The organism is Acidobacteriota bacterium (assembly GCA_016703965.1).
In the GTDB taxonomy this organism is placed as follows: domain Bacteria; phylum Acidobacteriota; class Blastocatellia; order Pyrinomonadales; family Pyrinomonadaceae; genus OLB17.
On sequence record JADJBB010000004.1, the window covers coordinates 244,116 to 258,666 of the forward strand.

Here is a 14,551-nt window from a genome sequence, read left to right on the forward strand (position 1 = left end):
CGAAAAGCGACAACCCAATATTCATTTTTGGAGATGATGGTGGCTGGAGAGGGACTTGAACACTCGACCTCGGGGTTATGAATCCCGCGCTCTAACCAGCTGAGCTACCCAGCCACGAATATACGATTATAGTTTCGCGGGCGAAAAAATCAAGGCGTAATTGTGAAAGCTGAGTATTTTGCCGTCGATCCGCCATTCGCATTTGTGAACAACCCATCGCGAAATTGAGCCGTCGAACCTTGTAGGGGTATTATTAGCTCTATGACGAAGCCTTCTTCACACGGCGTTTTTATCGTTGCGTTTTTATTATTGACTTCCCTATCGGAGCTCGTTTATGGCCAGGCGGCAAAGCCTGCAACTTTCAGAGCGATCACGATCGTGACCGAACCTTCTGCGTCCGTTTGGATCGACGGCGTTGGCTGGGGAAAGACCGACAAGGCCGGCCGGATGGAGATAAAGACGGTTTCGGCAGGTGCTCATTCGCTGCGCGTTCGAGCGAATGGATTCAAGGAAAAGACCGTGCCTCTGACCGCCCTGCAGAAAGGCGAGATCAGCATTGCTCTCGTCAAAACCACCGACGAAGCTGAGCTCGCCTTCCAAGAGGGCGAGCGAATGGCGTTTTCTGACCGTGAAAAAGCGGTCGAAGCGTATCAAAAAGCAATAAAACTCCGACCAAATTACCCCGACGCTTACCTCGCTCTGGCCCGCGTTCAGACCGAGATGCAGGATACCGAGGACGCGCTGGAATCGATCCTTGCGGCTCGCAAGCTGCGACCCGGCTTTGCCGAGGCTGCGGCGGTCGAGGGACGTATCCACAAGGAGAACGGCGAAGAGGCTAAAGCGATCGCGGCTTTCAAGCGCGCGATAGCCGAGGGCAAAGGCTTTCAGCCGGAGGCTTACGCTGGATTGGGCCTTTTGTACAAGGAAAAAGCGGAAGGGGCTGGGGCCTCGGGAGATTTTGAGGCCGAAGACGCCAATTTCGCCGAAGCAGCTAAGAATTTGAAGATGTCGTTGAGGCAGCTCTCAGGAGCTCCGGACACGGTGGTGATCTATCAGCTGCTTGGCTTGATCTACGAACGCGAGAAGAAATACGCCGAGGCTATCGCTTTATACGAGGAATTCCTCCGCATCTTTCCTAACAGCAGCGAGGCAACCGCGGTGCGGTCATTCATAACTCAAATTAAAAAAAATATGGCCGACACGCCCAACTAACTGGCGTGCCGGCCGGATGCCGCGGCTCCAATCGTTTAGAACGCTTGCGAGAAACGGAAATGGATGTGGCTTTGCCGCAAGCGATATTCGGCCGGCGGCCCGATCGGTTGCGGTATCAGGAATCGCGGCGGGTTGAGCAAATGGCCATAGTCTACGCCAAATTCGCCGCCGACCGGCGTCTTGATCCTGAGCCCCAGGCCAACCGAATGGGTCCAGACCGCACGCTGATTCTGAGCAGCGATGTCGCCTGCAACGACAGCCGGAGCACGGAAAACATCTTTCGCGGTACGGAAAACATTTCCGCCATCATAGAATGGAACGACCCGGATCGAGCTTGAAATTGGAACGCGGGCTTCGAGATTGACGACCGCCAAAGCGTTACCACCGAACGGTATGGTGAAAGGATCTAGCGTCACGATCTCACCGCGGCTGTTGCGAAACGTCCCTTGCGGTACGATCGCCACACGCGGGCCCGCTTCTTCAAAATCGAATCCCCGCAGGTTATTCGCTCCACCGGCAAAAAATCGCTCGCTGATCGGAAGCAGGCCGTTCAGCGAAGGGTATTGAACACTAGTGAATCGGTTGTCATCGGAGAAAACGCTGCCGAGTCCGATGATCGCCCTCGCGGCAAGCGTTGTGTTCTTCAATGCGGCAAAGGTGTGGTAAAAATTATAGCTTGCCTGGAACTTCTGAAAACCGATATTTGCCCCGAGTGCGGGCACCGAAAAATTATAGTCAGCCGTCAAATAACTTCCATGGGTCGGATCGCTCGCGTTGTATCGGCACGGTTCCGATTGCTCGCCTTTGGCTATGAGATCGAGCAGCGAATATTTCACAGAGCAATTGCGACGCGTATCCAGGACAAAAGTTGCCCCAAACCCTGATATCCGTGTTTTAGCGTCGGGCCGGAGTAGATCTTTAACAAGTAGACTTTCGATATTGAATAGCCGTACATCTTCGAACTTATAACGTAAGAAGAGTATGCTCCGTTTCTTTCTACTGATAGTTCTGTTGGTCTCGACCGAGAGACTGAGCCGGTTGATAGTGGGGTCACCGACGTTATTCCCAAATATATCGATCGGGTTACCGTCTGCGTCTATCCGCTGGACGATCCCGAACGTGCCTTTATCAAAAGTCGATCGGAAAAACCGTGTGACCGTAGTATCACGCTGATATTGTGCCGAAAACGTCAGCGGAGCAAATCGCTTCTCGCCGTCGCGCAGGAATCGCGGGTTGATGAAATCAAGTTGAACGAGCTGCTGCCGCTGAGAAACTTTTACCCTGGCTCCGCCCTGCCAGAGATTGCCGAAGAGATTGACATTTCGAATGTCGAAAAACCCACTCAACCCAAGGTCAGTTGAAAAACCACCTCCGTACGACAACAGCCGCGAAGGCTGCTCTTCGAGGTTGACGATCACGTCTGTCAGCCGGCGAGCCGCCGTTTTATCACCCGCGGGCTGCGTTTTGATGTCAACACGGGAAAACGCATCGGAACCGTAAAGATTCTGCTCGCTCGAATAAATATCGGTCGCCTTGAGCAAGTCACCCGAGCGAAAAGCGAGTGCCTTCGAAACTGCCGAGCTTTTCGTTAGCTCATTACCGTTTATCAGGATGCGGTTTATTTCTACCTGCTTACCCTCATTCTCGACGCTGAACTGTACCCTCACTTCATTCCGGTCACTGGCCGTGTCCTCAGGGTCGATCACCTTTGACGTAACGCGGGCATCGTAATAGCCAAGATCAGAGTAATATTCCGATATCTTTCTAACCGCGTTTCTGGTACGTGCACGCGAGTAGTTGACCCCGATCAACGATGGCAGTTTTGCCTGAAGGTCAGCAGTCGGGATCGTGCTGTTGCCGACTATGTCGATCCCAGTCACAACGGTTGGAATTCCTTCGTCGACCTCAAACGTGATAATGAGATTCTCGCCATCGAGCGATACGCCCTGATTTACGCGGACCTTTGCGGATTGATAACCAAGCTCAAACATCAGCGACTCGATGGTACTTTTGTCATCCTCGAGGATCGCCTCACTGGTGTAACCGCGGCCATAGCCCAGTACCGGGACAATACCCAGCAGGTTCGCTTCTTGCGAAGCGAGCACGGTTTGTATGTCCTCGATCGTTAATTTATTGGTTCCTCGGATCCGTATATCCGTGAGTTTCAGCCGTCGATCGAGGTTGACGCGATATCTGACCAGAACCTCACGGCCCATGAGGTCTTCGCCACCCAGCGATTGACACAGAAATAGTGTGTCATTCGGAATCAAATTATTCTCGGAATCTGAGATCGCTGGCGTGACGGAACAGTAGGCCGTCGCTTTTGCGAAAAAATAGCCTTCTTCCTGATAGTAATTTGCGAGGCGGCGTTCGCCTTCCACGATCGCTGAATAGTCCAGGGTGCCTTCTCGTTTTATCGGCAAGAGCCTCGTTTGGGAGCTTTTGCCTAACTTGCCTTTTTCCGTCTCAACGGTAACTTCGACCTTAGGCCCGACCTTGCCCACAAGCGTTACGGTGATCCGATTCGCGTCGCCGTCATAGGTAACTCGAGGCTCGTCGAGCAGCGGGGCGAGAAAATTATCTTTTCGGAGGATCTCACGCACCTTAGCCACATCCGCCATCAGGCGTTCGCGCGAGTACGAGCCGCCTTTTTTTAGCCTGAGATCTTTCTCGGGTATGGGCTTGTTGTATCCGTCGATCTTGATCTGAAAACCCTCGACCTTAGCCTGCTCATTCGGCTTGACTTTGAAAGTGACGCCAACTTCGTTCTCGTTCTGCAGCGGCCGCCGTTCGTAGACAACTTCTGAGCGGTAGAAACCCCGCTCGCGCAAATAGTCGAGTATGTCATTAGCGTTGTCCTGGAGTGTCTGCTCCGTTATTGCGGTGCCAGGGGTCAACAAATTAAGCTTGAAAAGCAGGTCCTGTTCGGTGATCTTGTCGCCATCGCTCGCCCCGACCACGACTGAAACTCGTTCGGCCTGTGTCTTTCTCTTTACGTCGAAACGCAGCTCGACATCCCCCGCAGTATTGGTCGCCGCGGTCACAACAACGGTATCGACTTTATTTGTCTCATACAGCGCAGCGACCGCGTCACGAATTCGCGGGGCAGAATATGAACCGCCGATCGCGAGCCGTACCATCAACCGGTATTGCTCAGCCAGAGCATCATTTTTGCCTGAACCGGTAAAGACTACATCGATCTTTGAGACGGGCAAATTATCGTATTTATTTTGAGAAAGGACGGAAAAAAAGCAGAGTACTATCAGAAAAACCAAGCCTACAGTTCGTTTCAACAGCGCGGCAAAACCCGGCGGCGCGTTGAACGCCGTCTGGAGTTTTGTGTTTTTGCTGCTTTCAAACCCCATCTTCCCCGTCGCTAAAATCGTCTCCTGAACCTGATCTCAAAGCTGAAATTATCTCTGTTTCGCGTGACGTTCGTCAGTGAACGCTGTTCGTATTGAGCGACGAATGAAAGTTTGTTCGAGACGCGGTACTCGAGGGCTAAGACTTGATTCTGGTCCTGCGAAAGGTTCGTCGAATACGTCACCCGCAGATTATTGTTGATCTGACGCCCGACCGTCAGCCTCGCTCCCGGATTGACCGTCTGGCCCGAGATCAGCGGATCGATCTCAAAGACATTTAGGCCGAAGAGTTTGTCCGTTGCCTTTCGCGCCGGGTTGTTAATGATCGAATCGGTCAAGATCTCAGCCGCCGTGTTGATGCCGGTCGACGCCAGAGTTGGAATGCCCCCAGCCGCATTTGTAAGGCTGCCGGTCGTGATCAGCGAAACCACATCGGCTTGAGGTAGTGCAGGACTTGATCGAACCGTCGCCGAAAGCTCTTCCGAATCCTTGAGCGGGCCCGCGAGGTTCACAAAAACCTGATAACCGCCGATCTCGGACTCAGCCTGCAGATTGATCACCGGCTCGATCGCCGTGTCCGGCGGGAATTCTAAAACGCCGCGTTGTACAACGTATCGATCCTTGCGAAAGAGGATCGTTCCGCTATTCGCCGTGATCCTGCCCGATAATCGAGGTTCATTCGTATCGCCCGTCAGCGTCAGCGAAACCGATGCGGTTAGATCCGCAATGTTGTTTTTTACGACGAGAGCATCGCGTCCCTCGATGACTAGATCGAACCGCGGCGGCTTGATCGCCCCTGCTCCGCCGCCCGAGAGGACCGGATCGCGGCGGCCGCTTACGAGATTGGCAAGGTCAATATCTTTCGAATAAACTGCCCGGCGTGCAAAGACCCGTCCACCGATAATTAGCTGCAGATTCTCGTTCTTAGCCTCGCGGAGCCCAGTGATCTCAAGCCGGGCATCGCCCGTCGTCACAAAATCCTTTGGCAAGGGAACTGTCACATTCTTGCCATCGAGCGTAAATCTAAACCGCTGAACGGCAAATCCATCGAGCGTTCCGCCGCCGCTGCCGGTAAACCTGCCGCCGCCCAGATAACCGGCTGCCTCTTCGATCTCAACCTGATTCGAGGTAAAGATCACTCGCGCCTTCAGACGGTCAACGGTAAATCTGTCAGAACCGAGAAACGTCGCTACCGAGCCGTTGACAACATTCGCGGTGCCTGAGATCAAAGCCGTCTTATTCGGCCCGGAAAATCTAACTGCGGCATCAGCAAACCCTGAAAAGAAGGTATCTTTGACAAAAAGGTTGATCAGATTCAGGTTAACGCGGCCATCGATAGCTAGGTTATTTATGCCGGCATCGGTCAGGGCTTTCGCTCCCGTAATAGTCATATTCGAACCGCCGCCCGAGAATCGTGCTTTCTCAAACACGACCTCGCGCGGGTTAAATCTAACGAGGATCGGTTCCGCGGCCGACAGCGGAGTGTCCTGGATCAGCATCGCAAGCTGGGAAAATTCTGCTTTGCCGGTCAAAGCCGAGGTCGAAAATTCGCGAACCCCTTTATCATTTAGCTGACTGAGATTCCCGCCAAACTCAACGCGGCCTGTTCCGGTTCCGGTGATCGCCATTCCTTTAAGTTGCGGCACGAAAGCCAAAAACGGAGCGAGCGGGTTTTGGTTAAAATCGGTTGCGACCATGAATGGCAGATCTTCGCTGCCGAAATTCGCCGTCGCATTGATCACCTGCGGCCGTCCGTCGAGTGTCGCCGTGAGATCAGCGGTCAAAATTTGATTTGCCGTCTGTCCTTTGAACACCACCTGCCCGAGTATGTTGTCGCCGACCTGAACATTCGGAGCGATGCCGCTGAAATTGATGTTGTAGCTCGCTGTTTGATTCGAATTTCCGGTCGCGTTCGCCGCAAAATCAAGATCACCGGTGATGACCGGAATGTTGTCGGATCTTGGCAGCAAAGCGATAACGAGCGGCACTGGAACCGACTTGCCGACGAGGCTGAAATTAAAATTGCCCGCGGCGCGATCGTACGTTCCCTTGGCAGTTAGTTGTCCGGCACCGATCCGCATATCAGCCTGCTGCAGATCGATGGTAGTGCCGTTGAAAACCGCCTTCACATTCAGTCCGTCAAAAACCTGTCCGGCAATGATACCTTTCTTTGCGAGTAGATTTACCTCGCCGCGGGATTCGTTTGGAAGCCCCGTAATGTCAACGGTTCCGGATGTTTGGCCGTTGAGGTCGCGGATCTGTTCCGGCAGCGTTATAGGCAAGGCCGCTAGCAAATTTCCAGCATTGACATTAGTCAGCGTGGCTTTTATGGCGACGTTGTTGCTGCCGGTCCTTGGCATATTTACGGCGAATTCCGCGTTGCCGCCCGAGCCGTCGACTAGTTTTCCGTTTTTCAGATCAACGCCGTCAGGCGAGACGAAAACATCGGTCGTGACCCTGCCCAATTCCCTTCCGCGAAGAGCGATCGAATCGAGCGAAGCCTTGCCATCAACGATCGGATCGGTCAGATTGCCCTTAACCATGCCGTCAAAATTGAGATTTCCGGCGACCTGCACCTCCATTGAATTGAGTTGCTCCTCAAGCGCCGGCGATAGATCTAAAACCCTAACAAGGCGATCGATCTCAGCCGCATCCATCGAACGCAACGCAACATTCAAATCGGAATTTTCATCCTTCAGATCAAATCGTCCGGTCGCAGTCAGCTTACTTTTTTCGGTATTCAGATCTGCACGATCAACATTGAACAGGCCGTTCGTTGCCGTTAGCCGAACATCGCCGTTCACTGGAATAAGTCCCCGTTCAGCAGTTCCCGCGTTTGCCGTGATCGCTGCATTCAAGGTGCCGCTTGCATTGCGAAAGTTCGTTCCGTTGAACGTCAGATCGATGTCCCCCGTAGTTTTCCCCTCGATCGGCGTCAGGCTTCCGCCTTGCAGGGCGATGAGCTTAGAGATATCAAGATCAGAAAACAACCCTTTCAAGCTTGATCGGCCGCGATCATTTAGAGCGATCATGGCGTTTCCATTCAGCTTGCCGTCCATTACGTCGGCGTTTAGGTCATTTAACAAAACACTGTCATTGTTTGCTTCGACCTTTGCCGAAGCCGCCCCCAGAGCAACGCTGCCGATCAAACCGCCGCCGAGCGTCATGTCCGCCGTCGCTCGATAGCGTCCTGAAGGCTCGAGAATGAAAACGGGTCTCGCGATCTTTACTGCCTCAAGCTTGCCGCCGTCCGGAAGAGAAGTCGTTTTTTTGAGCGCTACATTTCCGGCGTCGATATCATTGGAACGTGCCTCGACTCGGCCTTGTCTGATCGTCACTCTCACGCCGCCGATGTTTAAGCTTCCCAGTACCGCCGCTCCCGTATCGATCTTTGCGACGCGTGATCTATCGGCATAAATGACCAATCCGGCTCTAGTATTTTCGATCTCGGCGAGCGGCGTTTCGACTCCGTTTACGATAACGCCGTCTTTTGTAACCTGATCGGCACGCAGATTTTCGAGGGTCACGGCGGTCGAATTCGGCAGGTCCTTGAACCGGAATTTATCTGCGGATGCATTCCTCACCTTTGCATCTTTTATCGCTGCGGCCTCAGACCTAGCTCCATCGAGGCCGACTTCGGTCAGGCCATCGCGGTGCTTTACCGTCACATTGCGGCCGGTCACGCCCTGCAGGCTGAGATCTTTCGTTTTAAACGAACGCGTCGTCGCGCTCGCTGAGTTCAGGCTGAATGCACCGCCGTTTTGCGAAAGTTTCAGATTCCTCGCCGCCAGTTCCTCGAACTCAACATCACCGATCGCAAAACGCTTCGCCCGCCCGTTTCCCGCCTCAGCCCGAATCTGTTTGTCCTTGTATTCAGCTAAAGCGTCGGACAGAAAAAGTCCGCCAAGTGTCAGATCTCCCTTTTTCGCCGCCGCGGCCTGCAGTTCGCCGACCCAGCGGAAATCAGTCCCCGTACCGCGAACATTACCCGCAAGCTTCAAAAGATCGATACGGAAATCATCGAAGGTCAGGAGCTGTGCGATCGCCGTCCCGTCGGCCTCGTAATTGGAATTCGTCCCGCTAACGGTCGCTACGACATTCGCACCTTTCAACGAAACGCCGTCGGCACGAAGCGATTCCGTAAAGATCTCGCCATCGACCTTATAACTCTCGCCCTCACCCGTGACCTTGCCCATAAAATTCCCGACGCCTACCAGCGAGGTCCCGAGCGGCATAATGCTCGAAGCCTGCGTCAGGTCGACGCTCGAGTTGATGTCGAATGCATATTTCGGCGATGCCCAGTCGGTCAGGGTTCCCGTCAACGCCATTTCACCGATCGGAGTGTTGATGTCAAATCGGGTTAGTTCTGCTCCATTTTTATGAGCGATACCTTGCGCCCGAATGTCGATCTTTTCGATCGCGCGTTCCTCGTAGATAAAATTAGAATCCGTCGATGCTAGGTCGAATTTGTAGCGTTTTTGATCGTCCGCGACGTCGCGATCTTCGGGTGAGAGAAGAAAAACCACGTTCTTCGCATTGCCAGAGATCTTTCGCGATTTGTCGCCAAAATGCACAACGCTGTCCTTTAGCGAAAAATCGACCGAGTCGTACTTGAAGTTCACCGCCGAGCCCTTCTGATCCTCGATGAGCTTCAAATTAGAAAAATTCGACTTCCCATTCTCATCAAAGGTTACCCACGCTTCGGCCCCGTTTACGTCGGTCTTGTCGAGGATCACGTCGCGTGCAAGCTGCCAGGAATAGAGGTCTTTTACGGAAAGATTGAGGTGGGCATCGCGGATAAAAAAGAGCTTTTCTCCGCTGACCTTGTCATTGAAAGTTGCGTTCTTAAGCTCAAGTTCAAGCGGATTGAGCGTCACGCGAAAAACGTCGGCATCAAAGACTATCCCGATGTCGGCCATTTTCGCCCCGAACTGGGTTTTCACATAATTATCGAAAACGCCGTATTTGTATGCAATCAAACCGATGAGCGAAATGAGCAAGCCAAGCAGAGCCATGCTGCCCAGGCCGAGGAACGCCTTGCGACGGGTCAAGAAACGGCGCCGTGCGGGGCTCGGATCGCTCTGTTCGAGCTCGCTTCCTTCCTTGATCTCGTTCTCCGCCATTATTTCGATGCCTTGATGCGAAAGCCCGCGCGTATGCAAGGGCGATTCATTCAACGTACGCAATTCACCCATGCTTTTACGCATGGACTTCTGCATGAATCCTTACAACCTTACTGTCTCCACGATCTGCAGATCGAACGCGTCCAGCGCGTTCACCTTGGGTGGGTGATTCGAAAGTAGCCTGATCTTGGTCAGCCCGAGGTCCTTTAATATCTGGGCGCCGATGCCATAATCGTGAACTTTCCCGTACCCTGTCTCGATTTTGGCCGCCTGAAAGTCCATGCCTTTCTCATGCATCAACGCATAAGTCTTCAATTGGTTCACTAGGTCTAAATTATTCTCACGCTGGCGAAGGTAAACAACGACGCCGCTGCCGACCGCAGCGATCGTTTTGAGCGACGCCTCGACCGCGCTTGATGCCTCACCAAGCTTTGCCCCGAACATTGCAAAGGTCACGTTCTCCGTTTGGACGCGTACAAGCACCGGCTCAGTTGTATTAGAAACGTTTCCCATCGCAAGCGCGAGATGCGTTTCGCCATTGATCACATTCTCGTAGAGGATCGTCCGGAATACCCCGAATTGTGTCGGCAGGTCAGCCTCGACAACCCGGCGAACAAGCGGTTCTTTCTGCATTCGATAGCGAACCAGGTCGGCGACCGAAATGATTTTCATAGCGTGCTTCGCCGCAAAGACTTCGAGCTCCGGCATCCGTGCCATCGTGCCGTCGTCATTCATGATCTCGCAGATGACCGCCGCCGGCCGTAAGCCAGCGATCTTTGAAATATCCACGCTCGCCTCTGTCTGCCCGACACGAACCAAAACCCCGCCATTTTTTGCCCGCAACGGAAAAACGTGTCCCGGCCGCGCCAAGTCAGTCGGCCTCGAAGCCGGATCGACAGCCGTCAGGATCGTTTTCGCCCGGTCAGCTGCCGATATACCCGTCGTCACACCTTCCTTAGCCTCGATCGACGTGGTGAAAGCCGTGCCCATGCTCGACGTGTTCTCTGTCGTCTGCGGGTAGAGCTGCAGCTCGTTACAGCGCTCCTCGGTCAGCGGCAGACAGATAAGCCCGCGGCCGTGGACCGCCATAAAATTAATGATCTCGGGCGTAACTTTTTCAGCCGCGCAGACGAGATCGCCTTCGTTTTCACGATCCTCATCATCGACGATGATGATCATTTTTCCGTCGCGAATGTCTTTCGCAGCGTCTTCGATCGAGGAAAGAGCCATGTTGTATTTCCGCATGCCGGCCCAAATCCGGCGTAAGTCACTTTGTAACTGAATTTTAACGAAAAAGGCTCGGATATGCGAACAATCATCGGAACTGTCCATATATCAGGTTTCCCTAAATTCACTTTTTAGACTGTATGCGTGCCGACATAATGAAAACGATAACCTGCATGCCCCGGCCATATGCCCCAATTTTGCCTCGCAAATGCGACAGGTCGGCTCTCGGGCTGAAATCTTGCGACGTACCGATTTGTCTTTCGCCCGCAGCCTGACACAATATCTGTTTACGCGAATGACACAGCCCGACAACACACGTAAACTCTCGATCATTCTGCACGCCCTGTTTCTGATCTCTGGAACGGTGACCGTGCTGATCGGGCAATTCCTGCCGATCATGGCGCGTCACTACGAGCTGAACGACCTGCAGGTCAGCTTTTATTTTCCGTCGCAGTTTGCGGGTTCTCTTCTCGGAACTTTCCTGACCAGCATCTTTGCGAGGCGGAATCAGTTCCTCGCGGCGTCGTTCGTCGGGGCCCTGTGCATGGCAACCGGGATATTGCTGATGAACGTCGATTCTTTCCCCGCATCACTTGCAGCGTTTGCCCTGACCGGCGTAGGTATCGGCCTGACGCTGCCGGCGATCAACATGACGGTGCTCGAACTGAACCCGATGAATTCCGCGTCGGCACTCAGCGTACTTAATTTCTGCTGGGGCATCGGAGCGATCGTCTGCAAACCGTTTGTCGATGCGACGCATGTCGGCGGCAATATCTGGGCGACGACACTGATCCTTGCGTTGCCGATGTTCGCGGCGGCAGCGTTCCTGTTCTTCCAGCCGACACGCATCATTACCCTCGCCGAAACGCCCAGTGACGCGCCGGTCGACACCACACCGATCTGGACAACGCCGCTCGCCTGGGGCATTGCTCTGTTCAACTTCATCCACGTCGGATTCGAAAGCGGCATGGGCGGCTGGCTAACGACCTATACAGAACGCATTGACGCCACGCACGCAACACGTTTGGTGACGCCGACGCTGCTCTATTTTGTTCTATTCGTCGTGGGACGCGGCGTCGCACCGCTGCTGTTCAGATTCCTGAACGAGAACAAAATGATCCTGCTAGGGCTGTTTACAGTTCTCGCCGGAATGGCCGTCACCGTCACCGCGTCATCAGTTGCGTTGCTCGCCCTCGGAGCCGCGATCGCCGGATTTGGCACATCCTGGATATTCCCGACCAACGTCTCGCGGTTTTCACACACCTTCGGCCCGACCGCAACGCGACGCGCCACGCCTCTCTTCATCTGCGGCACATTGGGAGCCGCGTCATCGACATGGCTGATAGGGTTTGTATCGGACAAGACGGGAAGCTTGAATTCAGGAATGTACGTGTTGGTCGTAAGTATTTTGTTGCTGCTGGTGTTGCAGTTTGGATTAGCGATGCGAAATGCGGAAGCCCGCACGAAGTAAGGGCTCTCTGAAAAATTCCGAAGTACTGGTATTTTGGAGGCGATCGACCTAAAAGGTTCTTTGATAACTAAAATGTCATTATCCCGACTGAGCCCTTACTTCGTGCGGGCTTCCGCAACTGGTCGCCAACTGCGATAAACCAATACGCCTAGGGTGCAGCCGCTTCGGCGGAACGCTAGGAACGAGGTGCGGAAAGGTTCGGCTCCCTGAAGGGGAGCAACCAGCCGTCAAGAAATGGCAACGAATTCTAATATCATGATTAAGATAGCAATTGTACTAATTTTCCTCAGCACGGCCTTTTGTCTAAGCTCTCACGCTCAAGTGGTGGGTGGGAGTTGGCGTGGAATAGTTTTGTTGAAGTCGGATAAAGCTGAGGTTGAAAAGCTCTTGGGAAAACCGAAGGGAAAGTCCGATATCTACGAAACTGAAAAAGAAACAGTCACTGTTTGGTACAACAAAGGATTTTGTAAGGAGAACAAGAAAAGCACCTGGAATGTAAAAAGAGACACAGTTGTCGGAATGATCGTATCGCCGAAGCTTAGCGTAGATATTTCAAAATACGTAGGCGGCGATCTGAAAAACTTTGAAAAAAATGCCGACAAGGAGTTTAAAGGAACTTTCCTATATCTCAATTCGGATGAATCGCTTGAGATAGAAACAAAGATCTCGAACGATGGCGTTGAGGAAGTCATCTATACGGCGTATCGTCCGCTTAAATCGGAACTAAATTTGCGGTGCGAGAAACGATAGGTTCTTACCGCAAATTGAGGCCTTTCAGATATTCCCTAAACTCCTTCCCCAGATCCGCCCGCTTCAACGCAAGCTCAACGGTAGCGATCAAGAACCCGAGCTTATCGCCGGCGTCGTGGCGGGTGCCTTCGAGTTTGACGGCGTAGAAAGGGCGTTTTTTGAGTAGGATACGCATCGCGTCGGTGATCTGGATCTCGCCGCCGGAACCTGGTTTCGTTTGCTCGATCGCTTCGAAGATGTCGGGTGTGAAGATATAGCGGCCGATGATCGCAAGGTCGGACGGAGCCTCGGCGTAGGCAGGTTTTTCGACCATGTCTTTTATCTTAAAGACGTTGGGCTCGACCTCGTCAGCATCGATCACGCCGAAGCGTGAAATGTCCTCGCCCGCGACCTGCATCGTGGCGATCACGGGTGCGTTATATTTCTCATAGACCTCGACCATCTGCTGCAGGGCCGGTTTTTCGCTATCAACGATGTCATCGGCGAGCAGAGCGGCAAAAGGCTCGCTGCCGACGAAATCCTTCGCCTGATAGATCGCATGGCCCAGGCCGAGGGCCTGTTTTTGCCGTGTGTAGCTGATGCGGGCGATGTCTGAGATAGCCCTGATCTGCTCGAACATTTCGGTCTTGCCGCGTTCGATCAGCATCTGTTCCATTTCGAACGAGATGTCAAAATGGTTCTCGATCGCACTCTTATCGCGGCCCGTGATTATCAGGATGGACTCGATGCCGGATGCAACCGATTCCTCGACCACGTATTGGATCAGCGGTTTATCGACAAGCGCCAGCATCTCCTTAGGCGAAGCCTTAGTTGCGGGCAGAAATCTGGTACCGAGCCCGGCAGCGGGGAAAACAGCCTTGCGAATTTTATTTACCATAGTAACTTTGCTAAATTCGATAAGTCCTTGGCGTATCGATGAACTCTAGATTTTAGGTTAAAAATGGCCGATAAACAAACATTCGAAACGGTGCTGGTTAAGCACGAAAAACTCGACGCGACGGGCATCGAGATACCGTTCGATGTCGAGGCGGTTTTCGGCGCGAAACGCGTTCCGGTCAAAGCCGTGATCAACGGAGCCGAATATCGCGGCTCCATCACCCGCATGCGCGGCAAATACATGCTCGGCGTGCCAAAGGAATTCCGCACACATGCCGGAATCGCTGCTGGTGAGCACATTGTAGTTACATTGGAAAAAGACACGGCTGAGCGTACAGTCGAAACTCCTGAGGATCTCGCCGCCGCACTCAAAAAGGCCGGGGTTTCCGCAGCGTTCGATGCATTGAGCTACACATTGAGAAAAGAAAACGTTCGATCGATCAAGGACGCTAAATCATCAGAGACCAGAGCTCGGAGAATCGCAAAAACGATCGAATTGCTTACAGCCAGATAACACGACTGATAACTGA

At 53.2% G+C, this 14,551-nt stretch carries 8 protein-coding genes and 1 tRNA gene; 4 read left to right on the forward strand and 5 right to left on the reverse strand.

Annotated features, from left to right (window positions below):
* Positions 1–37: 37 nt before the first annotated feature.
* Positions 38–114: transfer RNA gene (locus IPG22_03890), tRNA-Met, on the reverse strand.
* A 147-nt stretch (positions 115–261) separates the two neighbouring features.
* Here IPG22_03890 and IPG22_03895 point away from each other — a divergent pair.
* The gene (locus IPG22_03895; GenBank protein MBK6587446.1) at positions 262–1,212 is read left to right on the forward strand and encodes a tetratricopeptide repeat protein; all 951 of its coding nucleotides are present in this window, start codon (positions 262–264) and stop codon (positions 1,210–1,212) included.
* 35 nt (positions 1,213–1,247) lie between these two features.
* Here IPG22_03895 and IPG22_03900 read toward each other — a convergent pair whose 3' ends face one another.
* The 3 genes from IPG22_03900 to ribB all read right to left on the reverse strand — a co-directional run bounded on the left by IPG22_03900 (position 1,248) and on the right by ribB (position 10,927).
* Positions 1,248–4,427 (reverse strand): BamA/TamA family outer membrane protein, encoded by a 3,180-nt coding sequence (locus IPG22_03900; protein ID MBK6587447.1) that lies wholly within the window; start codon positions 4,425–4,427, stop codon positions 1,248–1,250.
* Positions 4,428–4,588: 161 nt separating this feature from the next.
* Positions 4,589–9,781, reverse strand: coding sequence for a translocation/assembly module TamB domain-containing protein (locus IPG22_03905; protein MBK6587448.1), 5,193 nt, complete (start codon positions 9,779–9,781; stop codon positions 4,589–4,591).
* A gap of 18 nt (positions 9,782–9,799) precedes the next feature.
* Positions 9,800–10,927 (reverse strand): 3,4-dihydroxy-2-butanone-4-phosphate synthase, encoded by a 1,128-nt coding sequence (ribB, locus tag IPG22_03910; protein ID MBK6587449.1) that lies wholly within the window; start codon positions 10,925–10,927, stop codon positions 9,800–9,802.
* Between the two features lie 292 nt (positions 10,928–11,219).
* Here ribB and IPG22_03915 point away from each other — a divergent pair, with 292 nt between their 5' ends.
* Positions 11,220–12,395, forward strand: coding sequence for an MFS transporter (locus IPG22_03915; GenBank protein MBK6587450.1), 1,176 nt, complete (start codon positions 11,220–11,222; stop codon positions 12,393–12,395).
* 351 nt (positions 12,396–12,746) lie between these two features.
* Positions 12,747–13,145 carry a hypothetical protein gene (locus IPG22_03920; GenBank protein MBK6587451.1) on the forward strand — a complete coding sequence of 133 codons (399 nt, stop codon included), beginning with the start codon at positions 12,747–12,749 and terminating at the stop codon, positions 13,143–13,145.
* 4 nt (positions 13,146–13,149) lie between these two features.
* Here the strand turns inward: IPG22_03920 and galU are convergent, their stop codons facing one another.
* Entirely contained in the window at positions 13,150–14,022 is an 873-nt protein-coding gene (gene galU / locus IPG22_03925; GenBank protein MBK6587452.1) for a UTP--glucose-1-phosphate uridylyltransferase GalU, read from the reverse strand.
* 63 nt (positions 14,023–14,085) lie between these two features.
* Here galU and IPG22_03930 point away from each other — a divergent pair, with 63 nt between their 5' ends.
* Positions 14,086–14,535, forward strand: a complete 450-nt coding sequence (locus IPG22_03930; GenBank protein ID MBK6587453.1) for a DUF1905 domain-containing protein — start codon at positions 14,086–14,088, stop codon at positions 14,533–14,535.
* The last annotated feature ends 16 nt before the right edge of the window (positions 14,536–14,551 follow it).